Annotated in this window: 17 protein-coding genes, 4 tRNA genes and 1 riboswitch; of the genes, 12 read left to right on the top strand and 9 right to left on the bottom strand. The window is 74.3% G+C overall.

Annotation, left to right across the window (positions count from 1 at the left end; all coding sequences use genetic code 11):
• Window positions 1-33: 33 nt before the first annotated feature.
• Window positions 34-1,485 carry a PP2C family protein-serine/threonine phosphatase gene (locus ACGF12_RS00375; RefSeq protein WP_393023292.1) on the bottom strand — a complete coding sequence of 484 codons (1,452 nt, stop codon included), beginning with the start codon at window positions 1,483-1,485 and terminating at the stop codon, window positions 34-36.
• 621 nt (window positions 1,486-2,106) lie between these two features.
• On the opposite strand from ACGF12_RS00375, the gene ACGF12_RS00370 reads away from it, so the two are divergent.
• Window positions 2,107-2,742, top strand: a complete 636-nt coding sequence (locus ACGF12_RS00370; RefSeq protein WP_393023290.1) for a bifunctional DNA primase/polymerase — start codon at window positions 2,107-2,109, stop codon at window positions 2,740-2,742.
• A 216-nt stretch (window positions 2,743-2,958) separates the two neighbouring features.
• On the opposite strand, the gene ACGF12_RS00365 is transcribed toward ACGF12_RS00370, so the two are convergent.
• The 4 genes from ACGF12_RS00365 to ACGF12_RS00350 form a co-directional block, all read right to left on the bottom strand.
• On the bottom strand, window positions 2,959-3,942 hold the full coding sequence (locus tag ACGF12_RS00365; RefSeq protein ID WP_393023287.1) for a DUF5926 family protein: 984 nt from the start codon (window positions 3,940-3,942) through the stop codon (window positions 2,959-2,961).
• A gap of 117 nt (window positions 3,943-4,059) precedes the next feature.
• Window positions 4,060-4,497: an ATP-binding protein gene (locus ACGF12_RS00360; RefSeq protein ID WP_387613539.1), complete on the bottom strand. Its 438-nt coding sequence runs from the start codon at window positions 4,495-4,497 to the stop codon at window positions 4,060-4,062.
• A 388-nt stretch (window positions 4,498-4,885) separates the two neighbouring features.
• On the bottom strand, window positions 4,886-5,710 hold the full coding sequence (locus tag ACGF12_RS00355; protein WP_393023284.1) for a glycerophosphodiester phosphodiesterase: 825 nt from the start codon (window positions 5,708-5,710) through the stop codon (window positions 4,886-4,888).
• Between the two features lie 79 nt (window positions 5,711-5,789).
• Window positions 5,790-7,088: a purine-cytosine permease family protein gene (locus ACGF12_RS00350; RefSeq protein ID WP_393023281.1), complete on the bottom strand. Its 1,299-nt coding sequence runs from the start codon at window positions 7,086-7,088 to the stop codon at window positions 5,790-5,792.
• A 106-nt stretch (window positions 7,089-7,194) separates the two neighbouring features.
• Window positions 7,195-7,343: riboswitch (TPP riboswitch) on the bottom strand.
• Window positions 7,344-7,573: 230 nt separating this feature from the next.
• Between ACGF12_RS00350 and ACGF12_RS00345 the strand changes: the two genes are divergently transcribed.
• The 6 genes from ACGF12_RS00345 to ACGF12_RS00320 all read left to right on the top strand — a co-directional run bounded on the left by ACGF12_RS00345 (window position 7,574) and on the right by ACGF12_RS00320 (window position 14,543).
• Window positions 7,574-9,499, top strand: coding sequence for a S1C family serine protease (locus ACGF12_RS00345; protein ID WP_393023278.1), 1,926 nt, complete (start codon window positions 7,574-7,576; stop codon window positions 9,497-9,499).
• Window positions 9,500-9,562: 63 nt separating this feature from the next.
• Window positions 9,563-9,650: transfer RNA gene (locus ACGF12_RS00340), tRNA-Ser, on the top strand.
• Between the two features lie 164 nt (window positions 9,651-9,814).
• Window positions 9,815-11,017: an MFS transporter gene (locus tag ACGF12_RS00335; protein ID WP_393023275.1), complete on the top strand. Its 1,203-nt coding sequence runs from the start codon at window positions 9,815-9,817 to the stop codon at window positions 11,015-11,017.
• Between the two features lie 122 nt (window positions 11,018-11,139).
• A complete protein-coding gene (locus ACGF12_RS00330) occupies window positions 11,140-12,504 on the top strand; it encodes an FAD-binding oxidoreductase (RefSeq protein ID WP_393023272.1) in 1,365 nt (454 codons plus the stop codon).
• Window positions 12,505-12,959: 455 nt separating this feature from the next.
• A complete protein-coding gene (locus ACGF12_RS00325; protein WP_393023269.1) occupies window positions 12,960-13,289 on the top strand; it encodes a hypothetical protein in 330 nt (109 codons plus the stop codon).
• 477 nt (window positions 13,290-13,766) lie between these two features.
• The gene (locus ACGF12_RS00320; RefSeq protein ID WP_393023266.1) at window positions 13,767-14,543 is read left to right on the top strand and encodes a pyridoxal 5'-phosphate synthase; all 777 of its coding nucleotides are present in this window, start codon (window positions 13,767-13,769) and stop codon (window positions 14,541-14,543) included.
• 15 nt (window positions 14,544-14,558) lie between these two features.
• Here ACGF12_RS00320 and ACGF12_RS00315 read toward each other — a convergent pair whose 3' ends face one another.
• A complete protein-coding gene (locus ACGF12_RS00315; RefSeq protein ID WP_393023263.1) occupies window positions 14,559-15,623 on the bottom strand; it encodes a DMT family transporter in 1,065 nt (354 codons plus the stop codon).
• A 394-nt stretch (window positions 15,624-16,017) separates the two neighbouring features.
• On the opposite strand from ACGF12_RS00315, the gene ACGF12_RS00310 reads away from it, so the two are divergent.
• Window positions 16,018-17,679 (top strand): long-chain fatty acid--CoA ligase, encoded by a 1,662-nt coding sequence (locus ACGF12_RS00310; RefSeq protein ID WP_393023260.1) that lies wholly within the window; start codon window positions 16,018-16,020, stop codon window positions 17,677-17,679.
• 58 nt (window positions 17,680-17,737) lie between these two features.
• On the opposite strand, the gene ACGF12_RS00305 is transcribed toward ACGF12_RS00310, so the two are convergent.
• Window positions 17,738-21,202 (bottom strand): PAS domain-containing protein, encoded by a 3,465-nt coding sequence (locus ACGF12_RS00305; protein WP_393023257.1) that lies wholly within the window; start codon window positions 21,200-21,202, stop codon window positions 17,738-17,740.
• A 177-nt stretch (window positions 21,203-21,379) separates the two neighbouring features.
• Between ACGF12_RS00305 and ACGF12_RS00300 the strand changes: the two genes are divergently transcribed.
• The 3 genes from ACGF12_RS00300 to ACGF12_RS00290 all read left to right on the top strand — a co-directional run bounded on the left by ACGF12_RS00300 (window position 21,380) and on the right by ACGF12_RS00290 (window position 21,816).
• A tRNA-Ser gene (locus ACGF12_RS00300) sits at window positions 21,380-21,470 on the top strand.
• A 163-nt stretch (window positions 21,471-21,633) separates the two neighbouring features.
• Window positions 21,634-21,709: transfer RNA gene (locus ACGF12_RS00295), tRNA-Arg, on the top strand.
• A gap of 31 nt (window positions 21,710-21,740) precedes the next feature.
• Window positions 21,741-21,816, top strand: a tRNA-Arg gene (locus ACGF12_RS00290).
• 51 nt (window positions 21,817-21,867) lie between these two features.
• Here the strand turns inward: ACGF12_RS00290 and ACGF12_RS00285 are convergent.
• Together ACGF12_RS00285 and ACGF12_RS00280 are read right to left on the bottom strand one after the other, a co-directional pair.
• Window positions 21,868-23,070: a globin domain-containing protein gene (locus ACGF12_RS00285; protein WP_393023254.1), complete on the bottom strand. Its 1,203-nt coding sequence runs from the start codon at window positions 23,068-23,070 to the stop codon at window positions 21,868-21,870.
• Between the two features lie 14 nt (window positions 23,071-23,084).
• Entirely contained in the window at window positions 23,085-23,495 is a 411-nt protein-coding gene (locus tag ACGF12_RS00280) for a globin domain-containing protein (RefSeq protein WP_393023928.1), read from the bottom strand.
• A gap of 344 nt (window positions 23,496-23,839) precedes the next feature.
• Here ACGF12_RS00280 and ACGF12_RS00275 point away from each other — a divergent pair, with 344 nt between their 5' ends.
• Entirely contained in the window at window positions 23,840-26,182 is a 2,343-nt protein-coding gene (locus ACGF12_RS00275) for an Ig-like domain-containing protein (RefSeq protein WP_393023251.1), read from the top strand.
• Window positions 26,183-26,262 lie beyond the last annotated feature (80 nt).

Genomic DNA, 26,262 nt, shown 5'->3' with positions numbered 1-26,262 from the left:
GCCCGGCCGCTCACCGATTCGGGGTTCGTATGCCTACTCGAAGCGCGCCGCCAGCATCATCAGGTCGTCGGTGGCCGGGGCGGCGTCCGGGCCGGGGCAGACGGCCAGCAGGTGGGCGCAGAGCCGGTCCGGGGCGATCCGCACGTCGCGCGGGGCGTCGGCGGCGGCCCGGCGCAGGTTGGCCTGCCCGGCGTGCAGGGTCGGGCCGCAGCGGCGGGCCAGGCCCTCGGTGTAGAGCAGCAGGGTGTCGCCGCGCTCGGCGGTGAACTCCACCCCGGGGGCCTCCCAGCAGGTCAGCATGCCGAGCGGGGCGGAGAGCGAGGTCTCGACGAACTCGGCGCCGTGCCGGCCGACCAGGATCGGCGGGCAGTGCCCGGCGCCGGCGAGGGTGATCCGGCGCTCCTCGGGCTCGACCCAGGCGTAGACGGCGGTGGCGGTGCGGCTCGGCTCGGTGGTCTTGAGCAGCAGCTCCAGGTCGCCGAGGACGGAGACCGGGTCCTCGCCCTCCAGCACCGCGTACGCCCGCAGCGCGGCCCGGACCCGGCCCATCGCGGCGGCCGCGCCGGGGGCGGAGCCGGGGCCCGCGCCGGGGCCGTCGCCGGAGACCGAGCCGACGGTGAGGCCGACGGTGCCGTCCGGCAGCGGGATGGCGTCGTACCAATCGCTGCCGCAGGAGTGGTCCAGGCCGGCCGGGAGGAGCCGGGCGGCCAGCCGCAGCCCGTCCGGCTGGGGGAGGTGGTCCGGCAGCAGACCGCGGCGCAGCGCCTCGGTGGTGCGGCGGGTGCGTTCGGCCTCCAGCTGCTTGGCGAGCAGCGGGGCGGCGATCTCGCAGTAGCGGAGGGCGAGTTCGCGCCGGCGGTCGGTGGGCTCGGCGGGCCGGTCGTAGAACCAGACGGCGGCCGCGAGCGGGCCGTCCTCGGCGGTGGCGAGCGGCAGGCCGAAGGCGCCGCCGAGGCCGAGGTGGACGGCGAGTTCGCGCAGCCGGGCGCCGATGGCCGGGTCCTCGGCGAGGTCGGCGGAGTGCAGCTGTTCGGGTCGGTCCTGTTCGCGCAGCAGCCGGGCGAGCAGGCTCTGCTCGGTCGGGACGGTCTCCAGGGCGCCGAGGCTGGCCCGGTCGAGGCCGAGGCCGACCGGCTGGCCGAGGCCGCCGTCGGGCATCAGGGTGACCAGGACGCCGCGGCCGGCGCCGAGCAGTGCGGCGCCGGAGGCGAGGACGGCGTCCAGGGTGGCGGTGAGGCCGCGGGCGCGGGCGAGCCGTCCGGTGTGCTCGTGCAGGCTGGTGATGTCGGACAGACGTCCGGCCAAACGGTCCTGCACGGTGGCGGCGGACGGTGCCGTGAGGTCGTCCGCGGTGCCCTCCGGCGGGTCGGCGGGGGCGAGCAGGCCGGGCGGGTCGAGGACGGTGAGCCCGCCCGCGCAACCGGGTTCGCCCAGCTCGGCGGTCGTCGGCGACGGGTGGGACGTCGACGCGTGGGACTCGGTCATGCCGCCACTCCTGACGCGGTGCTACGTGCCATGCGAAACCCCCAGATACGGCCCGATGAGGAGCGAGCACGGCCAAAGGGCGTGTTTCGCCTCGATTCGCTACTACTCGTCATTGATCGACAGCAATGCCACCACTTCTACACAGGCCATTCGGGGCATGTCCAGATCCAGGACGACGCGATGGCCGGTTCCACAGCGTCATCACTCCGGTCGGAGGGCGCGCGTGGTCGGTGCGCGCGCCGGTCGGGTCCGGAGGCATGGAGCGGGCCGGGAGCGGGCAGAACCGAGAGGACGGACCGGGCGGCCGTCCGGATCGTAATGTCCGTGCCGCCCGTGCGGCGGGCTGTCCGGAAGTCTCTCACTCGTACGGTGGAACCAAGCGCGCCCGGGCGGCGTCCATCCGGTCGCATACGGGATTCTCGTTCCAAGGGCTGTTCCATTGCGCGGCCCTTCTCATGTCGTGCTCCACACCGTGCTCCACGTCGTAGCCGCGCCGTCCGCCATGCCGCCCGCCCCCGCTTCGCGCCGCCCGGGGCCGTGCCGTCGCGGGCCCGCGTGGCGAGTCCCGCCGGATGCCGTGGGGCGGAGCGAACCGAGCGGTCAGGGAAAGGAACGAGCGCCATGCGTGAGAACCCGAAGAGCCGGTCGCAGGAGTCGTCCGCCCGGCTGGACGCGGCCCTGACGGCTGCCGTCGAACACCGCTGGCCCGTGGTGCCGGGAACCGTCCTGTGCGGCGGGCGCTGTTCCTGTGGCGACCCGGACTGCCCGGTGCCCGGCGCGCATCCGCACGACCCCTCGCTGCTGGCCGCCACCACGGACGCCCGGATGGTGCGCTGGTGGTGGGAGCGGCAGAGCCCGGACGCGCCGGTACTGGCCGCCACCGGCTGCGCCGTTTCGGCGGTCTCGCTGCCCGCGGCGGCCGGGGCCCGGGCCTTGGTCCATCTGGGCGCGCTGCGGCTGCCGCTCGGCCCGGTGCTGGCGATGCCGGGCCGCTACGCGTTCCTGGTGGCCCCGTACTCGCTCGACGTGCTCGGCGAGATGCTCTCCCAACTCCCCTGGGTGCCAGGCTCGTTGCGCTACCACGGGCCGGGCGGCTTCCTGCCGCTGCCGCCCGGCGGGGCGGCCGGCCGGGTGCGCTGGGTGCTGACGCCGCGGCCGTCGGTGGACGGCGGGGTCTGGCTGCCGCAGGTCGGGCCGCTGCTGGGTGAGTTGGTGGACGCGACGGTCCGGCTGGACAGTGGCCGCTCGGCGCACTGACGCGGCGCCGCCGGAAGGGTTCCGGGGCCCGCTTCGGCGGGCCGCTCCGGAAAAACAAAAGATCCGGCCGCTGGCGACGGGGGATGCACCAGCGGCCGGACTCTTTAGACAGTAACAAGGATCCGCGCCCGCGCCAATTTCCAAGGCGCCCTCCAGGCCCGGAAATTGCGGCTTCACCGCGACAATGTGACGCGTATCACCCTGATCCTGCGCGCTTTAGTTCAAGGTGACCTGACGGTTCACCAGGTTCGCGCGGGCGCGCCGCTCGTCGGCGGTCAGCGGGGTCTCGTCGGCGAGGACGGTGGCGAGCCGCTCGGCGAACTCGGCGGCCGGCTTCTCGCAGTCGGCGGCGGTCATGGCGAGCGGGAGGTCCCACACCGGGACGGTCAGGCCGTGCGCGCGGAAGGAGCCGACCAGGCGGGTGTCCGGGCCGAGCGAGGCCTCGCCGGCGGCGTTCAGCCGGGCCAGCGCGTCCAGCAGCTTCTCCTCGGGCACGGTCATCACCCAGCGCAGGTGGTTCTTGTCCGGGGTGCCGCACCAGTAGGCGGCGTCGAGGCCGGCCAGCTTCTCGGTCGGGATGGCCGAGGCGTTGGCGCGCTCCAGGGAGGCGGCGACCTCGCCGGTGGCGGACTCGGCGTCCTCCAGCCAGAACTCGAAGCCGGTGTGCACGGTGGGCGTGAACGCGGCGGTGGTGTCCAGCAGGTCCTGCAGGCGGCGCCCGCCCGGGACGGTCCGGCGGGCCGGCACCGGGGTGCCCGGCTCGGTGGCCAGGGCCAGCTCCAGGGCGTCCGCGAGGTCGCGGCTGAGGTCGCCGGAGGAGGACTGGCTCTGCAGGCCGAGCAGGATCGAGCCGTCCTGGCGGCGCAGTGCCGGCCAGGCCAGCGGCAGCACGGTGGCCAGGGTCACCGACGGGACGTCACCGGCGGCGGTCTCGGCGACCCCGGCGGCCAGCGTCAGCGGCACCGTCGCGGCCGGCACCAGCTCGCGCAGCGCCACCCAGTCGGCCTCGCCCGCCAAGCCCTCGAACGGGCGGTGCACCAGCTCCTGCACCGCGTGCGAGGCCTCCCGGCCGTGGCAGGCCTTGTACCGGCGGCCCGAGCCGCAGGGGCAGTCCTCGCGGGCCCCGACCACGGGGATCTCGCCCGTGACGGCGGTGGTGGACTGGCGCTGCGGCGCCTTCTTGGCGGCCTTCTTGCCCATGGTGCGGCTCTCCCGGGAACGGTGGTCCTTTGCTCCGGGAAGCCTACTGACGTTCCCCCGGCGCGCGGGAACGCGCCGGGGCGGGCGTCGTACGGGCGTGTGCCCGCGGACGTGCGGCTACGCGCTGCGCGCGTCGCCGCCGGTGCGCCGGGCGTGCCGGGCCCGCGCGGGCAGCGCCGCCCAGACCGTCACCTCGCCGGGCGCGTCGCGCACGCCCCAGTCGCTGGCCAGCTGGTCGACGATGCTCAGGCCGCGACCGCCCCGCGAGGTCAGCGAAGGGCTGGCGGGCAGCGGCCGGGTGGTCGCCCCGCCGTCGGTGACCTCCAGGGTGAGCACGCCGTCGGCGTGCATCTGCCAGCGGACCAGCACGCCGCCGCCCGGCTCGCCCGTACCGTCGTCGTGCTCCCGGCCGCCCGCTGCGGGGTGCGTCCCGGAGGGGACGCCGACCAGCAGTTGGTCCACCACCTCGGCCCGGGCCCCGCGGCCGAGGGCCGGCAGCGGGCCGAGCGGACGGGCGTATCGACAGGCGTTGCTCAACAGTTCGGAAAGGATCAATACGGCATCATCAATGACCGGTTCCGGTATCTGCCGGTCACCCAGATCTCGACGCAGTCGGCGCCGTACGACCCCGACACTCGCTGGGCCGTGCGGCACTGCCATGGTCGATGAAGTCGGCACTTCGCGCGCCACCATCAACGCCACCCCCGGACCTCCTTCAGCGTATGCCGAGGGATGGATGCCCCTTGGTAATGCGTCGGAAACGACTGCCGGAGGATCCCGCGAGTCCATTTCGAGCAACGCGACTCAGGGTCGACGAGAGGTCATTCCGTGCTCACCCTCCGTCGCCCGAACGCAAGAATTCCGGCAATACCGTGCGCGGAAGGTTTGACTGCCGACCAGAGTGATCAGGCTGGAGCGGTACGGCCTTCGGCCCGCCGGCCGGTCACCGCCCGAGCTGGGCCAGCACCTCCGCGGGCCGGTTGGTGATGATCGCGGACACCCCGAGCTCCAGGCAGAGCTCGACGTCGGCCGGCTCGTCCACCGTCCACACGTGCACCTGGTGCCCCAGCTCGCGCAGCCGGGGCACCAGCTGCGGCTTGGCCTTGATCAGCTCGATGCCCGGGCCGGCGATCCGCGCCCCGCCCGGCAGCGGCTTGCCCGGGCGCAGCTGGCCGAGCAGCGGCAGCATCCGTTCGATCAGGAAGACCCGCTGGTACTCCGGTGCGGCGGCGGCCACCCGGTTCAGCGCGATCGAGGAGAAGCTCATGATCCGGGCGGACGGGCGGTCGCCCTCCCGGGTCGCGCCGATCTTGAACCGCTCCAGCATCCGCAGCAGCTCGGCCTCGACCCGGCCGCGGAAGCGCACCGGGTGCTTGGTCTCGATCGCCAGGTCCACCGGGCGGCCGCAGTCCACCACCAGCTCCAGCAGGCGCTCCAGCCGCAGCACGCCGCGCAGCTCCGGGTCGGTGCTGGGACGTCCGGTCTTCCAGGCGCCAAAGTCGTACGCCTCCAGCTCGGCGAGGGTCATCGCGGAGACGGTGCCCTGGCCGTTCGAGACCCGGCCGATCCGGCGGTCGTGCACGCAGACCAGCTCGCCGTCGGCCGTCACCCGGACGTCGCACTCGACGGCGTCCGCTCCCTCGTCGAGCGCGCGCCGGTAGGCCGCGAAGGTGTGCTCGGGCAGGGCGTGGGAGGAACCGCGATGGGCGATCACCTGGACGGAGGGCGCGGTGCGCGCCGCCGACGGGGACAGGTCTGGGCTGGTCACGGGCCCAACGATAGGCGGCAGAGGTGACGCGGGGGCGAAGACGGTCCCAACCTGCGGGGCCGGTTTCGCCCCCGGTGCCTCAGGCGCCGGCGGCGCGCCGGGTCAGCGGGGTGAGCGCCCAGGTGACCAGGGCCGGCACCAGGAAGGCGAACAGCGAGGCGGAGGTCCACTCCTGCGGGGTGAAATGCAGGGCCCGCTGGGCCGAGGTCCAGAAGTCCGTCCACCAGCCGGCCACCGCGGTCGGCGCGATGAACTGGTAGACCGCGAAGCCCAGCACCCACGGCAGCAGCATCAGCCAGCGGGACGGCGCCTTCTCGGAGAGGTCCCAGCCGTGCCGGCCGGCCCCGAAGAAGTAGTCCACCGCCAGCACCGCGAGCAGCGGCACGAAGACCGAGCCGATCAGGCCGAGGAAGTTGCTGTAGGTGTCGGTGAACCTGTCGATCCGCAGTGCCAGCACGGTGGTCAGCACGCCGATCCCGCCGCTCAGCACCCGGCGGTCCACCCGCGGCAGCAGGTTCTGCAGCGACATCGCGGTCGAGTACACGTTGGCGAAGGACTGGTCGGTCTCGCGCAGCACCAGCACCAGCAGGAACAGCCAGCCGGCCCAGACGCCGAGGAAGGAGTCGAAGATCCGGCTCGGGTCGCCGTCGGACTGCAGCAGCGCCATCAGGCCGAGCACGTAGCACCAGACCTGGGCGACGGTGTAGCCGGAGAAGCTCCCCCAGAAGGACGAGCCCGCGGTGCGCGAGTGCCGGGTGTAGTCGGCGGCCATCGGGACGAAGGAGATCGACACCGCGATCATCGCGTCGGTGGCGCCCAGGAAGCCGTGCCAGTTGCCCGCGCCCGGGTCCGGTACGCCCTGACGGCCCAACTGGACGGTGAAGTACACCATCGCGACCGCGACCGCCCCGGCCACGAAGCGGCGCAGCACCGCGATCGCGCCCAGCGGCCAGATCGTCAGCGCGGTGGTCAGCGCGCCCGCGGCCAGCACGAACAGCCAGCGGTAGCCGGTGGTGTGGGCGACGGTCTGGGCGCCCGCCGAGATGGTCAGCAGCTCGAACACGCCCCAGCCGATGCACTGGACGATGTTCAGCACGGTCGGCAGGTAGGACAGCCGGGTGCCGAACAGCCCGCGCAGGTTGGCCATCGCGGGGGCGCCGGTCCGGGCGCCGATCAGCGCGGCCACGCCGAGCATCGCGGTGCCGACCGCCGTACCGGCCACGATCGCGGTCACCGCGGCGGCCAGCGACAGCTCGCTGCCCTTCTCGCCGAGCACGGTGGCGGCGGTGGAGAAGCCGATCAGGCTGACGCCCAGGTTCATCCAGAGCGCGAAGTGGTCCCGGAAGCGCAGGGTGCGCGGCGGCTCGGTGTCCAGCACCAGTGGCGCCTCGACACGCCCGTCGGTGCCGGGGGCGGTCGCGCCCGCGGGACGATCAAGGAAATCCTTGGACGTGGACGCGCTCGAAGAAGAGGATGGCGAAGCAGGCGGCATGGCCGATACTCCCTACGCCGGCATTACCCGGACAGGTTCCGGCGGTCAGCGCCCCCTCGACGGTTCGCCGGTGTCCCACTTGGCGTACGGTCGACATGCGCACTCTCAGCCTGGTCGGTCCAAGCTCCCGCGTGTCAGTTTGGAGCGACAGGCTAACCGGCACGGGTACGAACGCCAAAGGCCACGGGGTGTGCGGTCCGCATCGCGGAACGCCCGGGCGGAGGGAGGGGGGCTCCCCGACCGTCGCCGTCATCGCTGTCGTCGGTGTCGGCTAAGGATTCTTATGAGTTCTTCAGAGGGGTCCTTACGGCAATCGAATCGACAGTGCGAAAAACTATGGTCCTTGGTTCTGTCAGCTATGGAGGTCGTCCGTGAGCACCGAGCGCGAGGTTGGGCCCACCGGGCCGCAGGGGGAGCAGCCCGCGGGCCCCGAGGAGACGGCTGGGCCCGTTTCCGACGGCACCGCTCAGGGCGGCCACAAGCCGACGATGGCGTTCAGCCGGGTTCCCGAGCCCGAGCCCGAGGCCGCGCCGGAAGCCGCTGACGCGGCGTCGGCCGCCGCCGCGGGCGACGGCGGGCACAAGCCGACGATGGCGTTCAGCCGCGTCCCGGAGCCGGAGACCGCGCCGGAGGCCGGGCCCGAGCAGGTCGAGGCCGCCCCGGCTGCGGCCGCCCCGGCCGAGGGCGGTCACAAGCCCACCGTGGCCTTCACCAAGGTCCCCGCGCCGGAGGCCCCGGCGGCGCCCGCCGCCGAGGAGCACGCCGTCGACCCGGTCACCGGCTACATCGACGCCCCGCCGCCGGTCCTGCCGCCCGCGCCGCCCGTCGCGCCCGCGCCCGCTGCCGCGGCCCCCGCTGCTCCGGTCGCGGCCCCGGTGGCCCCGGCCCTGCCGCCGGCCGCCAACCCGTACGCGACCCCGTCCCACGGCGTGCCCGCCGCCGGTGCGCAGGAGCCGTACGGTGCCGCGCCCGCCGGTGCGCAGGAGCCGTACGGTGCCGCGCCCGCCGCGCACGGCCACCACCCGTTCGGCGCCGGCCAGCCGGTCGGCGGCTGGGGCGCCGCCCATGACGCCACCTCCGGCGGTGCGGGCTACCCCGGCGGCCCCGGAGGCCCCGACTACCCCGGCGGCCCGCTCGGCTACCCGGCCGACCACCCCGGCGGCCCCGGCGGCCCGCGCAAGAAGCGCGGCGGCCTGGTGGCCCTGCTCGCGGCCGTCGCGCTGGTCGCCGGTGTGGCCGGCGGCGCGATCGGCGTGGTCGCCACCAACCAGGTCAGCAGCAGCAGTTCGGCGGACGACCACCGCAGCACCACCGTCCAGGCCAGCGACACCCAGAAGAACGAGCCCGTCCCCGGCTCGATCGCCGCCATCGCGCAGAAGGCGCTGCCCAGCGTCGTCACCATCAAGGCGCAGAACAGCAGCGAGTCGGGCACCGGCACCGGCTTCGTCTTCGACACCGAGGGCCACATCCTCACCAACAACCACGTGGTCGCGCCGGCCCTCAGCGGCGGCAAACTGACCGTCAAGTTCGCCGACGGCACGTCCTACAGCGCCTCGGTGCTGGGCCACGCCGACGGCTACGACGTCGCCGTGGTCAAGATCGACAACCCGCCGAAGGGCAAGCTGGCGCCCCTGGCGCTGGCCGACTCCGACAAGGTCAACGTCGGCGACACCACGATCGCGATCGGTGCGCCGTACGGCCTGGAGTCCACCGTCACCAGCGGCATCGTCAGCGCCAAGGACCGTCCGGTCGCCTCGGGCGACGAGACCGGCGCGCAGGCCTCGTACATGAACGCCCTGCAGACCGACGCCTCGATCAACCCCGGCAACTCCGGCGGCCCGCTGCTCGACTCCAGCGGCGCGGTGATGGGCATCAACTCGGCGATCCAGTCCAACGCCTCCGCCAACGGCCGGGCCGGCAGCATCGGCCTGGGCTTCGCCATCCCGATCAACCAGGCCAAGTGGGTCGCGGACACCCTGATCAAGACCGGCAAGCCGGTCTACGCCAAGCTCGACGTGCTGCGCAACGACGACTACAAGGGCGACGGCGCGCAGATCCAGACCCGCGACATCCAGGGCCAGCCGGCCGTCACCCCCGGCGGCGCGGCCGACAAGGCCGGCCTCAAGCCGGGCGACGTGATCACCAAGCTCGGCGGCGCGCCGATCGAGAACGGCCCCGCCCTGGTCAGCCGGATCTGGACGCACAAGCCGGGCGAGACGGTGGACGTCGAGTACACCCGCAACGGCCAGACGTACACCACCAAGGTCACCCTCGGTCAGCGCGACGGCGACCAGTGACCCTCGGGAGCGCGGAATCGTGTGCGCCGAAGCCCGTCGGACCCGTTAGGCTGACCTCCGCCTGGAGAGCTGCCCGAGCGGCCTAAGGGAACAGTCTTGAAAACTGTCGTGGCGTGACCCGTCACCGTGGGTTCGAATCCCACGCTCTCCGCCGGTAGGAGAACCACCTGCTCAGGGCGGGTGCCGAGACCACTCGGCACCCGCCCTCGGTGTTTTCCGGAGCGGTCCGGCGGCCGGGGTCGTCCCTGAAGCCGGTGCTTCGCCGGTGGGCCGTGCTTGCCCTCGACCAGGTCGAGGGTCCTAGCGTCCCCCGGCATGACCACCGCCACCACCGCGCGGGCGCCGCTGCCCGGTCCGTACCTGCTCTGGCTGGCCGGCGCCCAGGCCGGGCTGCTGGGCGATGCCGCGCTGTACTTCGCTCTCGGCTGGGCCGCCTCCGCGCACGGCGGTGGGGCGGCCGGGTTGGTCCTGACGGCGATCACCGTCCCGCGCACCGTGCTGGTCCTGCTGGGTGGTGCGGTCGCGGACCGGTTCGGCGCCCGTCGGGTGATGCTCGCCGGGGACGCGGTGATGCTGGTCGCGACGGCCGCGCTGGCGGTCGCGGTGGGCGGCCGGGGTACGCCGCTGTGGCTGCTGGTCGCGGCGGCGGGCGTGATCGGGACGGTCGACGCGTTCTACCTGCCGGCGAGCGGATCGATGCCGCGCCGCCTGGTGCCCGTCGACGGGCTGCCCCGGGCGCTCGCGCTGCGGCAGGCCGGCGGGCAGAGCGCCGCCCTGCTCGGGGCGCCGCTCGGCGGCCTGCTGGTCACCGTCGGGGGGTTCGCCGGCGCCGCGGTCGCGGACGCGGTGAGCTTCGGGGTCGTCCTGCTGGTCCTGCTGAGGGTCCGGCCCCGGGAGGACGCCGGGCCGGCCGCACCGAGCGGGCTGCTGCGCGAGGCGGCGTCCGGGGTCCGGCTCGCCCTGCGCGACCCGCTGCTGCGGGCCGCGCTGCTGCTCACCGGGGCCGCAGCAGCGGGACTGCTGCCGGTGGTGTCGCTGCTCGGGCCGCTGCTCGCCCGGGCGCACGGCTGGACGGCGGGGACGGCCGGACTGGTGGCCGGCGGACAGGCGGCCGGGGTGCTCGCGGTGGCGAGTCTGGTCGCCTGGCGCGGCGCGCTGCCCCGGGCGGGGGTCGGGGCGGCGACCGGGCTCTGCACGGCCTCGGTCGGCATCGCGCTGCTGGCGCTGTCCCCGGGGCCGGCGGTGGCGGTGACGGGAGGCGCGGTGACCGGCCTCGGCTCCGGGCTGTTCGCCTGCCACCTCGGGCCGCTGGTGCTGGGTGGCGCTCCGGCGTCCCATCTCTCCCGGGTGCAGGCGCTGTTGACGCTGGTGCAGAGCCTCGCGCTGGTGCTGTCCAACGGACTGCTCGGCCTGCTCGCCGACCGTGGGGGTGCGGCCGTGGCCATGCTCGTGTGTGCCGTCGCCTCGGGGGCGGCGGGCTCGGTCGCTCTGGTGGCCCGGACCTTCCGCCGGGCGTGACCCGGGGACGTGTTCGGTCCCGTCCGGAGGCGCCCGGCGCCCCCCGAGGCCCACTTGCCCGCCCCCTCCCCGCCGGGCAGAGTGCGGAGGTGGGGGCGGTCGGGCGGCGAGCGGAGGCGGCGATGAGTGATCTGACGGACCGACTGGCGCAGGGCCTCCCGGCGGAGGCCGTCGTGGTGGATCCGGACGTGACCGCGGCCTACAGCCATGACATGGCCGGGTTCTGCGCCGCCGGTGCGCCCGCGGTGGTGGTGTTCCCGGAGACGGTGGAGCAGGTGCGGCACGTGCTGCGCACCGCCACCGAGCTGCGGGTGCCGGTGGTGCCGCAGGGGGCGCGGACCGGGCTGTCGGGGGCGGCGAACGCGGTGGACGGCTGCATCGTGCTGTCCCTGGTGAAGCTGAACCGGATCCTGGAGATCGACCCGGTGAACCGGATCGCGGTGGTGGAGCCCGGTGTGGTGAACGCCGAACTGTCCAGGGCGGTCGAGGAGCTGGGGCTGTACTACCCTCCGGACCCGTCCAGCTGGGAGTCCTGCACGATCGGCGGCAACATCGGCACCGGCGCGGGCGGGCTCTGCTGCGTGAAGTACGGGGTCACCGGCGAGTACGTGCTCGGGCTGGACGTGGTGTTGGCGGACGGACGGCTGCTGTCCACCGGGCGCCGGACGGCCAAGGGGGTGGCCGGGTACGACCTGACCCGGCTGCTGGTCGGTTCGGAGGGGACGCTCGGGGTGGTGGTCCGGGCGGTGCTGGCGCTGCGGCCCGTGCCGGCCCCGCAGCTGGCGCTGGCGGCGGAGTTCCCGAGCGCGGACGCGGCCGGTGCGGCGGTCTGCGAGGTGATGGCGCGCGGGCTGACGCCGTCGCTGATGGAGCTGATGGACGCGGTCTCGGTGCGGGCCGTCAACGAGCTGGGGCGGATGGGGCTGCCGGAGTCGACCCAGGCGCTGCTGCTGGTGGCCTTCGACGGGCCGGACCGGGAGGCCGAGTTGGCGCGGGTCGCCGGGCTGTGCCGGGAGGCCGGGGCGACCGAGGTGGTCCCGGCCGAGGACCAGGCGGAGTCCGACCTGCTGCTGGCGGCCCGGCGGCTGGCGCTGCCCGCGTTGGACCGGCTGGGCACCACGATGATCGACGACGTGGCGGTGCCGCGTTCCCGGCTGGCCGAGATGTTGAACGGCGTGGCGGCGATCGCCGAGCGGCACGCGCTGACCATCGGGGTGGTCAGCCACGCCGGGGACGGCAACACCCATCCGATCGTGATCTTCGACGGCTCGGACGAGGAGCAGACGGTACGGGCCCAGCGCTCCTTCGACGAGATCATGGCGCTCGGACTGGAGCTGGGTGGCACGATCACCGGGGAGCACGGGGTGGGGCTGCTCAAGCGGGACTGGCTGGCCCGGGAGCTGGGGCCGGTCGCGCTGGACCTGCAGCGGCAGCTGAAGGCCGTCTTCGACCCGTTGGGGATCCTCAACCCGGGCAAGATGGTCTGATTTTCCACACCTTTTGGTCCGCACCAGTCGGGCCCCTTCTGCTCGAATTTTCGGTACGACTATCAGACGGTCTATGAATGGCCGGAAAAGTCGACATGGAAGGGTGGGCGAACTTTTCGGAGGCGTGTTCGCGGGCGGACTGCGCCGGGGTGGTGAGCCCGGTGGTTCGCGAGGCATCGAAGCGCCGTTTTCTGGGGGCCGTTGTCCGGCCGCCGTCCGGGCGAAATGCCAGGTGGGCGAGGGTGTGTCGGCGCGCTGTCCGGATTCGCCGCCGTTATGCGCGGCTCGGGTGGATATCACGCTAACGGGCGAAAACGGCTCCGTCGGCTGGTGCTTTGTCGATTTGTTGCGGAAGTCTGTCTCCCGGCGTCGCAGTCCGCAGGTGTTCGTCTGGCCGGCGAACTCCCGCATCCCGAGCTCGACATTGCACGATTAACAGCTTCTTGGAGGCTCACATGGCTCGCATCAACACCCGCCGGGTGACCGGGTTCCTACTCGCCGCCCCGCTGGCGGTCGGCCTGCTGCTGGCGGGTGCCGGTGCCGCGGTTGCCGACAACGGCGCGGGTGCCGCGGGCGGCTCCAACGCCGGCGTGGTGTCCAACACCGGGACCGGGAACGTGTTCGGCGGGGTCGACGGCAACTACGTCTCCACCCAGCAGACGGCCACCGGCTCCGGTGCCTCGAACCAGAACAACACCCTCGCGTCGAAGGACAACGCGGGCAACATCCTGGCCGGCCAGGGCAACAAGAACATCAACGTCATCTTCGCCCCGATCTTCCGCTGACCTCCCCGGGCACCACCGACGGCGGGGGCGCCGGAGGTGGACGACCGCGGGTGAGCTGAGCATCCGCGAAGGGGTTCGAAGCGGTTCCCGGGCGGGTTTCCGTCCGGGGGTGGATCGGACAGAGCGCTTTGACCGGCCAAGCGGAAAGGGTCGCCGCGAAACCGGCCTCGTGGGCGGTGCCGCCATCGGCACCGCCCACGAGTGCGTCCGGGGCCCGGTCCGAAGCCGCCGGTCCGCACGAAGCCGCGGGTCCGCACGAAGCCCCGGTCCGCACGAAGCCCCCTTCGTACGGAGTCGCCCGCCCGTACGAGGCCCCGGCCCGTCCGAGCGGCTCTGATCCGTTCACCGAGGGCCCGCGCCCGGAGCCGTCGGTCCACGGCGGTACGGTTGCGCTCCGACAGCGCACCACGTGCCCGGGCCCGGAACGGACGGCCCGGCCGGCGCGACGACCGCGGCAACCGGAAGGAAGGGCGCGCGATGGCGGCGGAGGACGAGGACCTGACCGGTCCGGACGGGGCCAGGCCCGCACCGGAGCCGGAGCCGGAGGTGTGCCCGGCGCCGCTGGACGGGCACCGGCCCGAGCCGAGGTCCGTCCCCGAACTGCTGCTCGGCCGCCCGCCGATGGCCCGCCCGCTGCCCTCGTTCGACCACGAGGCCGCCCCCGCCGAGCCCGGCCCGCTGTTCGTGGACTGGCTCACCACCGCCCTGGACGCCGGGGTGCTGGACCCGCAGGCCTTCACCCTCTCCACGGTCGACGCGGACGGCATGCCGGACGCCCGGGTGCTGGTGCTGCGCGACGTCGACGCGGCCGGCACCGGCTGGAACTTCTCCGCCGCCGCCGACAGCCCGAAGGGCCGTCAGCTCGCCGGCCACCCCGCCGCCGCGCTGTCCGTCTACTGGCCGCAGCTGGGCCGCCAGGTGCGGGTCCGCGGCAGCGTGGAGCGGGCCGCCGACCTGGTCGCCGCCGCCGAGTTCGCCACCCGCTCGCCCGCCGCCCGGGTCGGCGCGCTGGTCGGGCGGCAGAGCGAGCCGCTGGGCGCGCTCACCGAGTACGACGAGGCGGTGGCGGTCGCCCGTCGCCGACTGGAGGCCACCCCGGACGCCGTCGCGCCCGGGCACGCGGTCTACACCCTGTGGGCGCACGAGGTGGAGTTCTGGCAGGGCGACGCCCAGCGCCGGCACGTCCGGCTGCGCTACACCCGCACCGGCCCGGTCCACAGCCCGGAGTGGTCGCGCACCCTGCTCTGGCCGTAGGGCCCTGACCGCGCCCTATCGCCGTCCGGTCAGCGTGGCCCCCACGCTGGCCGCCACCACGCAGCCGATCCCCGCCAGCTGCGCCGCGCCCAGCAGCTGGCCGAGCACCACCAGCCCGACCAGCGCGCTGACCGCCGGCTCCAGGCTGACCAGCACGCTGAACACCCGCTGCGGCATCCGGCGCAGCGCCGTCATCTCCAGCGCGTACGGGATCACCGGCAGCAGCAGCGACACCCCGGCCACCGCGGCCAGCAGCACCAGCGGCGAGGCGCCGGGCGCGGTCAGCCCGTCCCAGGCCTCGCCGAGCCCGAACGGCGCCAGGGTCAGCGCGCCGACCGTCATCGACACCGCGAGGCCCTGGAAACCCTGGAAGGCGGCGCCGACCTTGTCGGTGAACAGGATGTACGCCGAGTAGCAGGCGGCCGCCCCGAAGGCGTACAGCAGGCCGACCGGGTCGAGCGAGCCGCCGCCGTCGCCCTCGCCGAGCAGGGTCAGCAGCGCCACCCCGGCCGCGGCGAGCAGCGCCCAGAGCAGATGGCTGGCGCGCCGGGCGAAGACCAGGGCGACCGCGAGCGGGCCGAGGAACTCGATGGTCGCGGCGGTGCCCATCGGCAGCCGGTCGACCGCCCCGGCGAACAGGAAGGTCATCCCGGCCGAGGCCATGCCGAGCAGCGCGGCCGCGGCGAGGTCGCGCGGGCGCTTGTCGCGCAGCTTCGGCCGGGTGACGGCGAGCAGGATGACCGCGGCGAAGCCGAGCCGCAGGAAGGTCGTGCCGCTGACCCCGAGCGGGCCGAAGAGCGGCTTGGACAGCGCGATGCCGGTCTGCACCAAGAACATCGCGGCCAGACAGAGAAGCGGCGCCGGGATCCTCTCCGGGCGCCGCAGGACCTTGCCGAACCGGCCGGTGGATCGGCCGGGGTCCACCCCGGGGGGTGCCGCGGAGCCGGACTCCCCACCTCGTCGCCAGCTGCCCCGCTCGCCGGCAGGCTCGCCCTTGGGGGCGGGCGGCATGGCAAGGGCCTCGGCGACGGCGGCGGCCGAGGTGGGGGCAGCGGTTTCGCCGGTATGGGAGGTGGGCATGCTAACGAGTTTGCCGTAAGGAGTGCTGAACCAGCAAGCTCGTTACAGGAATCGGGATGGATGCGGACGGGTGTACCCGAAAGGGTGGACTCGCGCGCGGCCGGCGGCGTGGCGCGCAGGCTCCCCGTACGGGGTGCTCGGCAGCTACGTCAGCGGCTCCCCGACGTCGATCACCCGACCACCGCTGAACCACCCGGGCTCGGCACCGAGGCCGGTCGCGCCGGGCCGCGGCGACGGTTGTCGGGAGAAACCGGGGCGAATCAGTGATCCGTGCAACGGAGTCGGGATGCTGACAGCGGGCGGGCGGGGCGGCACAATCGGGCACGTCCGCGCGCATTACCGGCCGGTAGGTGTGTCGCGGGCGCCGCCAGTGCCGCCAGGTCGAGGAGGACCCGTGTTCAGCACGATGCAGGACGTACCGCTCACCGTCACCCGGATCCTGGAGCACGGGTCCACGATCCACGCCCGCTCCACCGTCTCCACCTGGGACGGCACCGGGCCGGTCGTCCGCAGCTACGCCGAGGTGGGCGCCCGCGCCGCGCAGCTCGCGTACGCGCTGCGGGACGAGCTCGGGGTGACCGGGGACGACCGCGTCGCGACCCTGATGTGGAACAACACGGAGCACCTGGAGGCGTACCTCGCCGTTCCCGCGATGGGGGCGGTGCTGCACACGCTCAACCTGCGGCTGGCCCGCCACCAGCTGTCGTTCATCGTCAACCACGCCGCCGACCGCGTGATCATCGTCAACGGCAGCGTGCTGCCGCTGCTCGCCGCCGTGCTGCCGGAGCTCGCGCCCACGCTCAAGCACGTCGTGGTGGCCGGCCCCGGCGACCGCTCGCTGCTGGCCGGCTTCGCGGGCGGTGTGCACGACTACGAGGAGCTGATCGCCGACCGGCCCGTCGACTACCCGTGGCAGCGGGACATCGACGAGCGTCAGGCCGCCGTGCTCTGCTACACCTCGGGCACCACCGGGGACCCGAAGGGCGTGCTCTACAGCCACCGCTCGATCTACCTGCACTGCATGCAGGTCAACACCGGCGACAACTTCGCCTTCACCCCGCGCGACACCGCGCTGCCGGTGGTCCCGATGTTCCACGTGAACGCCTGGGGCATCCCGCACGCCGCCTTCATGTCCGGCGCCAACCTGCTCATGCCGGATCGTTTCCTCCAGCCCAAGCCGATGGCCGAGATGATCGCCGCCGTCCGCCCCACCGTCAGCGCCGCCGTCCCCACCATCTGGAGCGGCCTGCTGGACGAGCTGGACGCGGGCGACTACGACACGTCCAGCCTGCGGATGGTCGTCATCGGCGGCAGCGCCTGCCCGCCCTCGCTGATGAAGGGCTTCGACGAGCGCCACGGCATCCGGGTGCTGCACGCCTGGGGCATGACCGAGACCTCCCCGCTCGGCTCCTTCGCCCAGCCGCCGGGCGGCCTCACCCCCGAGGAGGAGTGGCCGTACCGGATCACCCAGGGCCTCTTCCCGGCCTCCGTCGAGGCCCGGCTGATCGGCCCGGGTGGTGAGCGGATGCCGCACGACGGCGTCGCCGCGGGCGAGCTGGAGGTGCGCGGCCCGTGGATCGCCGGGGCGTACTACGGCGGCGCCGGGCAGGACCCGGTCCGCCCGGACGACAAGTTCTCCGAGGACGGCTGGCTGCGCACCGGCGACGTGGGCACCATCACCGCCGACGGTTACCTGACCCTGACCGACCGGGCCAAGGACGTGATCAAGTCCGGCGGTGAGTGGATCTCCTCGGTGCACCTGGAGAACCAGCTGATGGCCCACCCCGAGGTGGCCGAGGCCGCCGTGGTCGCCGTCCCGGACGAGAAGTGGGGCGAGCGCCCGCTGGCCACCGTCGTGCTGCGCCCCGGCGCGACCGTCGGGCTGAAGGAGCTCCGGGCCTTCCTGGCCGAGCGGGTCGCCTCCTGGGAGCTGCCGGAGCGCTGGGCGATCGTCGAGTCGGTGCCGAAGACCTCGGTCGGCAAGTTCGACAAGAAGGTGATCCGGGCCGGCTACGCGGCCGACGAATTGGACGTCACGGTGCTCGGCAAGGAGTAACGGGGCGCGACGGCGAGGGCCGGCCACCCCGATCGGGGTGGCCGGCCCTGCGACGTGCTCAGCCCGCGGCGGCGACGCCCGCCTCGCCCATCGCGCCCATCCGTCCGAGCAGGTCGACGATCCGGGACTGGACGTCTTCGCTGGTCGAGCGCTCGGCGAGGAACAGCACCGTCTCGCCGGTGCGCAGCCGGGGCAGTTCGCGCGGGTCGAGGTCCACCGAGGTGTAGACCACCAGCGGGGTGCGGTGCAGCCGGTCGTTGGCGCGCAGCCAGTCCAGCAGACCGACCCGCCGGCGGCGGATCTGGAACAGGTCCATCACCACCAGGTTGGGCTGCACGCTGGCGGCCCGGGCGACCGCGTCGTTCTCGTCCGTCGCGTGCTCGACGTGCATGCCGCGCCGCTCCAGGCTGCTGATCATGGCGGCGGCGATGTCCGGGTCGCCCTCGACCAGCAGCACGCGCGGGGCGTGGTGCTCGCCGTCGCGCGGCGCGAGGGCGCGCAGCAGCACGGCCGGGTCGGCGCCGTACGCGGCGTCCCGGGTGGCCTGGCCGAGGCCGGCGGTGACCAGCACCGGGACCCGGTTGTTGAGCGCCGCGGTGCGCAGCGACTGCAGCGCGGTGCGGGTGATCGGGCCGGTCAGCGGGTCGACGAAGAGCGCCGCCGGGAAGCCGGCGACCTGGGCGTCCACCTCCTCGCGGGAGCGGACGATCACCGGCTGGTAGCCGCGGGCCTGGAGGGCCTGGTTGGTGGCCGGGTCGGGCTCGGGCCAGACCAGCAGTCGGCGGGCGTTGGCCAGCTCACCGGCCGTGGCCTGCGGCTGCTCGGCCGAGGACGTCCCGTCGGCGGGCGGGAGCTCGGCCATCGGGCGCGGCGCGGTCCGGGCCTCGGCCGGTACGGGCGGCTGCGGCGGGACGGCGGGCACCGGCGGGGTGACGAGCGGGCGCGGCGGGGCGAGCTCGGCCAGGCCGCTGCCGACCGGGCGCGGGGCGCGCTGGTCCTCGGCGGCGGGCAGTGCGGGCCGGGCGGGCTCCAGCGCGGTGCCGGGACTCTGAGCGCCCCGAGTGCCCTGGGTGTTCTGGGCGTCCTGGGCATTCTGGGAGTCCTGGCCGGCAGCGTTCTCCGGCGCGGGACCGGGCGGCACGGAGAGCCGGCGGCGGCGGCCGGTCGGCGCGGTGGCCGGCTCGGCCGGGGCGGGCGCGGGACCGGCGGGCAGGGCGTGCTCCAGGCCCGGGTACACCGGGGCGTCGGTGATCCCGGGCAGCGCGAAGCCGCCCGAGGAGTCCTCGGCGGAGGGCAGGGCGCGGCGCCGGCGCGGCTTGGCCTCGCCGCCGTCCTCGGCGGGGGCGGCGGCCGGCTGCGCGGGGGCGTCCGAGGGCGCGGGGCCGAGCGCGAGCGGCTCGCGGCCGCCGGGTCGGCTCTGCTGCGGGCGTCCGCCCTCGACCGGCACGGCGTAGGCGGGGCCGGAGCGGCCGTCGTCCGTGCCCCACGGGTCGCTCTGCCGCGCGTCCGGGCCGGCCAGGCCCTGGCGGCCGTACGCGGGGTCGTTGCCGGTGCCGTTCCACTGTTCGGGGACGGCCCGCTCGACCCGGGCGGGGGCGTTCGGCCACTGGTCGGCCGGGACGGCCGGGGCGGTGGTGGCCGCGGGGTCGGCGGTGGGCTGCTTCTCGGGGGCGGGCCTGCCGCGGCGACCGCGCCGCTCGGCCGGGGGCTCCTCGGCGGGCGCCTGTTCCGGCTCCGGGGCCTTGCCGCCGGGCTGCTGGGGAGCGGGAGCGGCGGTAGGGGCGGCCTCGGCCGCCTCGCCGCTGCTGGGCAGCTGCGGGATGCCCGGCAGTTCGGGCAGGACGGCGCTGTCGGTCTCCTTGGGCCGGTCCGAGCGGCCCTCGGCGGCGGCGCGCTCGGCGGCGGCCTTCGCGGCGGCCGGGTCCAGCGGCAGCTCGACGACGTAGGTGGTCCCGGCCTTGCCGGGCAGCTCGTGCGGCTGGAGGACGCCACCGTGACGCTCGACCACCGCGCGGGCTATCGGCAGGTGGACGGGGCTGCCGCCGATGCCGGGGCCGCGGATCTCGACCCGGGCGACCTCGCCGCGCTGGGCGGCGGCCAGCACCACGGTCGGCGGTTCGGGGGCCGTGACCGGCGAGGTCGGGCCGCCCAGCCCGGGAACGGAGAGGCCGGGGGAGGGGGAGGCGGGGGCGTCCAGCGACAGGCCGACGCCGCTGACGTCGGCGACCAGGTGCGCCAGCGCCTGGGCGAGCCGCCGCTCGTCGGCGATCACCTCGACCGCGGCGGCGTGCACCGAGAAGCGCACCCGGCCGGGGCCGACCAGCCCGCCGGCCTCCTCGACGGCCCGGCGGACCACCTCGTCCAGGCCGACCGGCACCTGCTTCGCGGCCTTCCGTCCGCCCTTGCCGTCCTTCGAGTCCTTGCCGGCCTTGGCGTCCTTGGCGTCCTTGCCCTCCGTCGGGCCGCTCTCGCCGGCCTCGGAGCGCTGGTGTTCGAGCACGCCGTCGATCAGCTTGCCGAACCGGCGGCACTCGTCGGCAAGCCGGCGCAGGGTCCAGTTGGCCTCCGGCCAGAGCTGCCCGGCCGGGTCGGCGGCGAGGGCGTCCAGCCGCTGGTTCAGCGTGGTCAGCGCGCCGCCGAGCTCGCTCTCCAGGACGGCGGTGAGGTGCTCGTTGCGGGCGATCAGTGCGAGCTCGCGGCTGCGGTCGGTGAAGGTCATCACCGCACCGACCAGCTGGTCACCGTCCCGGACCGGGGCGGTGGTGAGGTCGACGGTGACCGGACGGCCGTCCTTGCGCCACAGCACGGTGCCGCGCACCCGGTGCTTGCGCCCGGAGGTCAGGGTGTCCAGCAGAGCGGACTCCTCCAGCGCCAGCGGGGTGCCGTCGGCCCGGGAGTGCTGGATCAGCGGGTGCAGCTCGCGCCCGCCCAGCTCGCTCGCCCGGTACTCCAGGATGTGCGCGGCGGCCGGGTTGACCAGCACGCAGCGGCCTTCGAGGTCCACGCCGAGCACGCCCTCGGCGGCGGCCCGCAGGATCATCTCGGTCTGCTTGTGCTGGCGGCGCAGCTCGGCCTCGACGCCGAGCCGGCCGGAGAGGTCGCGGACCAGCAGCAGGAGCAGGTCGGAGGAGGACGGCGGGCGCGAGCCCTCGCCGTACGGGTCGTACGGCGCGAGCGGGGAACGCGCGTAGCCGTCGTCGTCGGCGAAGTCGTTGCCGGAGACCTCGACGGGGAAGGTGGTGCCGTCGGTGCGGTGCGCGGTCATCCGGACCGGACGGTCCAGGGCGTCGCCGTCGCGGGTGGCCGGGCGCATCGAGCCGGGGATCCGGCTGGGGTCGAACTCGGGCAGCAGCCCCAGCACGCCCATGCCGACCAGTGAGGTGCCCGGCGCCTGCAGCGCCTGGACGGCCGCGCTGTTGGCGTCAACGACGGTGCCGTTGCTGTTCACCAGCAACAACGCGTCGGGCAGGGCGTCGAGTATGGCGGCGAGGCGAGCAGCGCCTCGGATCGGCCTGCTGCTCACGTCGACAGGTCTCCTCGGCTCAGGGCAGCTCCTCCGGAGTCGGCAGTATCTCATTCTTCTTTGCGGCGGGGACGACCCGCCTAGTAACGTTGGCGGTGGTTGGTGCCGAACCCCAGGGTTGTGGCATCATCACTGACACACGGAACGGGTCCGCTCACGCGGATACGGTCCATGTGGGGAGGCTTCGCCTAGTCCGGTCTATGGCGCCGCACTGCTAATGCGGTTTCGGGGTTATTCCTGATCGAGGGTTCAAATCCCTCAGCCTCCGCAGCCGGGAGCCCCGTCGACGATCTTGTCGGCGGGGCTCTTCGCATGTCCGGGGCGTGCTCGTCGGCCGGCCCGGAGGGGCCGGATCAATCGATTTCGTCCTACGTCGCAGGTCATGTAATGTTGTCCCCGCAACGCCCCGAGGACAACGTTCACCAGGGCGAGCGCTCATAGCTCAACGGATAGAGCACTTGACTACGGATCAAGAGGTTGCAGGTTCGAATCCTGCTGAGCGCACCAAACTCCGCAAGATCGGGTTCGCCCGTTCCTTGCGCTCATAGCTCAACGGATAGAGCACTTGACTACGGATCAAGAGGTTGCAGGTTCGAATCCTGCTGAGCGCACCAGCGAGAAGCCCCCGGCCACCGGCCGGGGGCTTCTTCGTTCCACGGCGCCGATCACTCCAGCTCGGTCCGGTTGATCCACGGCACGTCCCGGTGCTCCAGGAACCAGTCCGAGCTGGTCAGCGGACGGTTCCGGTTGAAGGTCACCGGCGCCGGGTCGTGCTGGACCAGCCCGGGGTCGGCGCCCAGCGCGAGCAGGAGGTCGGTGAGCTCGGCGACCAGCTCCGGCGGGCCGCTGAGGTGGACCTCCCAGTCGGTGAAGTCGCCGTGGCCGAGCAGTGTCTCCCGCAGCAGCGCGGTGGCCCCCTCCGGGCCGGCGCAGTGGTCGGGGGCGGCGGTCAGCACCTGCAGCCGCGGATTGCGGGCGAGCAGCCGCCGTACCGTGTCGAGGTCGTACTGCCCGGCCGCCGAGCGGGCCGCCAGCAGGACGGTGGCCGTGCGCTCCGGTTGTTCGGCGGCGAGCTGCTCCACCAGCGCCTTGGTCTGTCCCCAGCCGCTGCCCCCGGCCACCAGCAGCAGCGGCCGGTCCGAGGCCGGCGCGAGCACCGCGTCGCCGAGCGGCGGCCCGAGCCGCAGCAGCTCGCCGGGCATCACGTCCTCCACCAGGACGGGACTCAGCTGCCCGTCGGGCACCCGCCGTACGTGCAGCTCCAGGCTGCCGTCCGGGCGCGGCGCGTTGGCCAGCGAGTACGGCCGCCAGACCCGGGGCATCCGGGGGCTGCTGAGTGTGACGTACTGGCCGGCGGTGAAGGGGTACGGACGCATCGGGGCCAGGGTGAGCACGACCAGGTCGGCCGCGGCCCGGCGGCGGGAGGCGACCTCGGCCTCCCACCAGGCCGGGTGGTGCTCCGGGAGGTCGGCGGCGGCCTCGGTCATCACCTGGGCGATCACGGTGTAGGCCTCGGTCCAGGCCTTCTCGGTCTCCGGCGTCCAGGAGTGGCCGGAGCACTGCCGCAGCGCGGCGATCAGGCTGGCTCCGACCGCCGGGTAGTGCTCGGGCGCGGCCTGGAACTTGCGGTGGTCGCGTCCGAGCGCCCGCAGGTACTCGGTGAGCCGCCCGGGCTCGTCCAGCCGCAGCACGATCCGGGTGAGCGCGGCGAACAGCCGGTCCCGCTGCTCGTGCAGCCGGGCGGGGAAGAGCGGGCGCAGCCCGGGGTTGTGGCTGAACAGGTGGGTGTAGAAGAAGGTGGTCAGGTGGTCGGCGCGGCGCTCGACGACGGCGAAGCTGGCGCGGATGACCGCGGGGTCGTAGGGCACCGCGCGGCTCCCGGCTAGGCCGGCCGGGCTTCGGTGAGCGCCGCGCCCATGGTGTCGCTGACCACCGCGTAGACGGCGGTCCAGGCGGCCTCGGTCTCCGCGGTCCAGGCGTCCCCGGCGTAGTGCGCCAGGGTGGCGAGCAGGCTCGCGCCGACGGCCGGGAAGTGCTCGACCAGCGCGCCGTACCGGGCGTGCCGCGCGCCGAGGTCGCGGAGCAGCCCGAGCACGGTGTCGGTGTCCTCCAGGTGGGTGACGAGCGCGCCGAGCGCGGCGAACAACCGGTCCCGCTGTTCGTCCAGGTGCTCGGCGAAGAGGCCGCGGACACCGGGATCGTGCTCGAACAGATGCCGGTAGAAGTATTCGGCGACGGCCGGGCCGTGCGGTTCCACGACCGCGAAACTGCGCTTGACGAGTACGGGGTCCATAGTCACGGGGCCCGACTCTACTGAGCGGACGGGTAATTCGAACAGAGTCCCTTGACGAATGGTCAGGTACCGGACGTCGGCGTCCGCCGGACCGGCCGGGATTTCCCATTCCGGTCGTCCGGTCGGGTCCGGCCGTCCGGGTGGGACCCGTAGTCGTCCCATGGATGAAGTGCGGCCCTTTCGGCTACATCCCGTCCTGCCGCCCGGAGGGCTGCCAAACGGGTGGGACACGGTCAAAAGCGCAGGTGTCGCGGTATGACCGGTCCGGTGCCGTGATTCCGTTTTTGTCGGATCTTGTGCCCGGACTGCCCGCCACCCGGCAGCCGACCGTGAAGGAGAGCCGGATGAGCCGACGGGTTCCCCGCACAGCTGCCGCCCTGGCCGTTCTCGCGGCCGGGCTGCTGACCGGCCTGAACGCCCCGTTCTCGGCGGCCCAGCAGTCCCCTGACACCTGGTCGGGCGAGCGGCGGGCGGTCCTGCCGTCCGGGCTCTCCGTCCAGTTCGATTTCGCGCCCGCGCCCGGTGCCGCCGTCACCGCTGAGCCTGGTCAATTGGCGGACCGTTCCGGAGGGGGGCATTCCGCCACGGTGTACACGGACGGAATGCGTTCGGGGGATCCGGCGCAGACCTTCGGACCCGTCCCGGACCGTCCGCAGACGGACGGTTCCTGGCGCACCGTCGGAACCCTGCGACTGGGTTTCTCCCGACCGGTCCGCAATCCCCGGCTGCACCTCAGCGGACTGGCCGCGGTCGCCACCGGGAAATCCGGCACCACCAGTACCGCGGCCCGGCTGACCCTCACCGGCGGCTCGCCCGCCGCCCCCACCATGGTCGACCGCACCGACTGGCCCGGCTGGACGGTCGACGGCAACGCCCTCGCCCCCCGCGGCGCCGACGGCTCCACCGACGGCGCGGCCGGATCCGCCGCCGAGGGCACCCTGGAGCTCGCCGGGACCTTCCGCACCGCGGTGTTCCGGGTCGAGCAGCGCTCCACCGCCCGGGCCGGGAGCACCACCGCCCCGCCCGTCCTGCGTCAGGCCTACACCGTCACCGTGGACGAGGACCTCGGCACCGCGCCCCAGGCCTACGGCAACGCCTCGCACGTGGTCTCCGACCTCTTCCTGGGCGCCGACGCCGTCACCCCGCCCCGGCGCGACCGCGGCCGGGTCGGCAGCGCCGCCACGGACGACGAGCCGCTGGTCCAGCTCGACCACGGAGCCGCCCGGCGCGCCAACCCCTTCGCCGGCCCGTACGCCGCCCCGCCGCCTCCCGAGCGGCAGCCCGAGATCGCCGAGCCGGTCGACGGCGCAGTGCTGGCCGACGCCCGCCCGCAGATCCGCGGCGAGGGCGCGATGGTCGGCGCCTCGGTGGAGATCCGGGACGGCGACCAACCGCTCTGCAAGGCCCGGGTGGAGCGGGGCGGCAACTGGTCCTGCCGCCCCGGCAGCGCGCTCCCGGCCGGCCCGCACAGCCTCACCCCGGTGGAGACCACCAGCGGAGGGGTGGTGCTGCGCGGGGAGGCCGTCAAGGTCACCGTGAAGACCACCCCACCAGCCGCGCCGGTGCTCACCCTCCCCGCCTACACCAACGACCCGGGGCTCCAGCTCACCGGCACCGGCGAGGCCGGCAGCACGGTCTCGGTCACCGACCGGTCCACCTCCACCGAACTGTGCAGCAGCGCGGTCCGGTCGGACGGCGCATGGTCCTGCCTGCCGGTCGAGAACCTGGCGGACGGGAGCCACCAGCTCGCCCCGGTCGCCGTCGACGCGGCGGGGAACCGGACGGTGGGGCAGACGGTCACGCTGGTCGTCGACACCGTGCCGCCGGCCAAGCCGGTGCTCATCTCGCCGGCTGCGGGGGAGGTGCTGAAGGTCGGCCGGCCGAAGCTCAGCGGGCGGGCCGAGCCGGGATCCAACGTGCTGGTCACGGCGCGGGCGGGGGCGGCGGGTTCGGGTAACCGCACGGTGCTGTGCGGGGCGGTGGTGGCGCTGGACGGGAGTTGGACCTGCACCGCCAACCGGGATCTGACGGACGGGGAGCAGTGGCTGACCGCCACGGCGACCGACCTGGCGGGGAACGGGACGTCGGCGGACCCGGTGCGGGTGCGGGTCGCCGCTGCGGCGCCGAGTCCGGCGGTGTCGGCTTCGGCGGTGGCCGGTCCGGGCGCTTCCGCCCCGGCGGTGCCCGGCGCCGCAACGCCCGTTTCGGCGAAGCCCGTTGTGCCGAGCCCGAGTGCGGCGGTGCCGGTGCTCGCGCCGGTCTTGCCGGGGCTGCTGCCGGTCACCGTGCCGCCGGTCGTCCCACCGGTGGTCGGGGCCCCGGCGGTGTCGGCGGTGCCGGTGTCGTCCGCTCCGTCCAGGCCCACCACCCCCGCCGCCCCGACCCCCACGGCTCCCAGGACCCCTGCGCTCCACGCGACTTCCCCGGCGGTCACCGCGGCCACCGCGGCCGACGGGCCCCGGCCGGCCGCTGACCAGGGCGAGCCCGAGGCGGGCGGGTCCAGTGCCCGGCCGCTGCCCGTGCCGCCGGCCGAGGCCGCGTCGACCGAGGTCGCGCAGGGGCCCGCCGGTCAGTCCCGGGAGGCCGGCCGACATGGCGCGCTCGCCGGGGCGCTGCTGGCACTCGCCGGACTGGGGCTGATCACCCGTCGGGTGTTCGCCCGCGGGCCGGGTGCCCGACGGCGCTGACCTGCGCCGGACCGTCCCGACCCCCGCTCGTGCGTCCAGCTCTCCCCCGGCCTCCGGCCGGGGTGCTCCACGCTTCACCC

The sequence above is a fragment of the Kitasatospora sp. NPDC048296 genome, assembly GCF_043201815.1.
Taxonomy (GTDB): Bacteria; Actinomycetota; Actinomycetes; order Streptomycetales; family Streptomycetaceae; genus Kitasatospora.
This window is presented reverse-complemented; position numbering and strand designations above follow the sequence as displayed.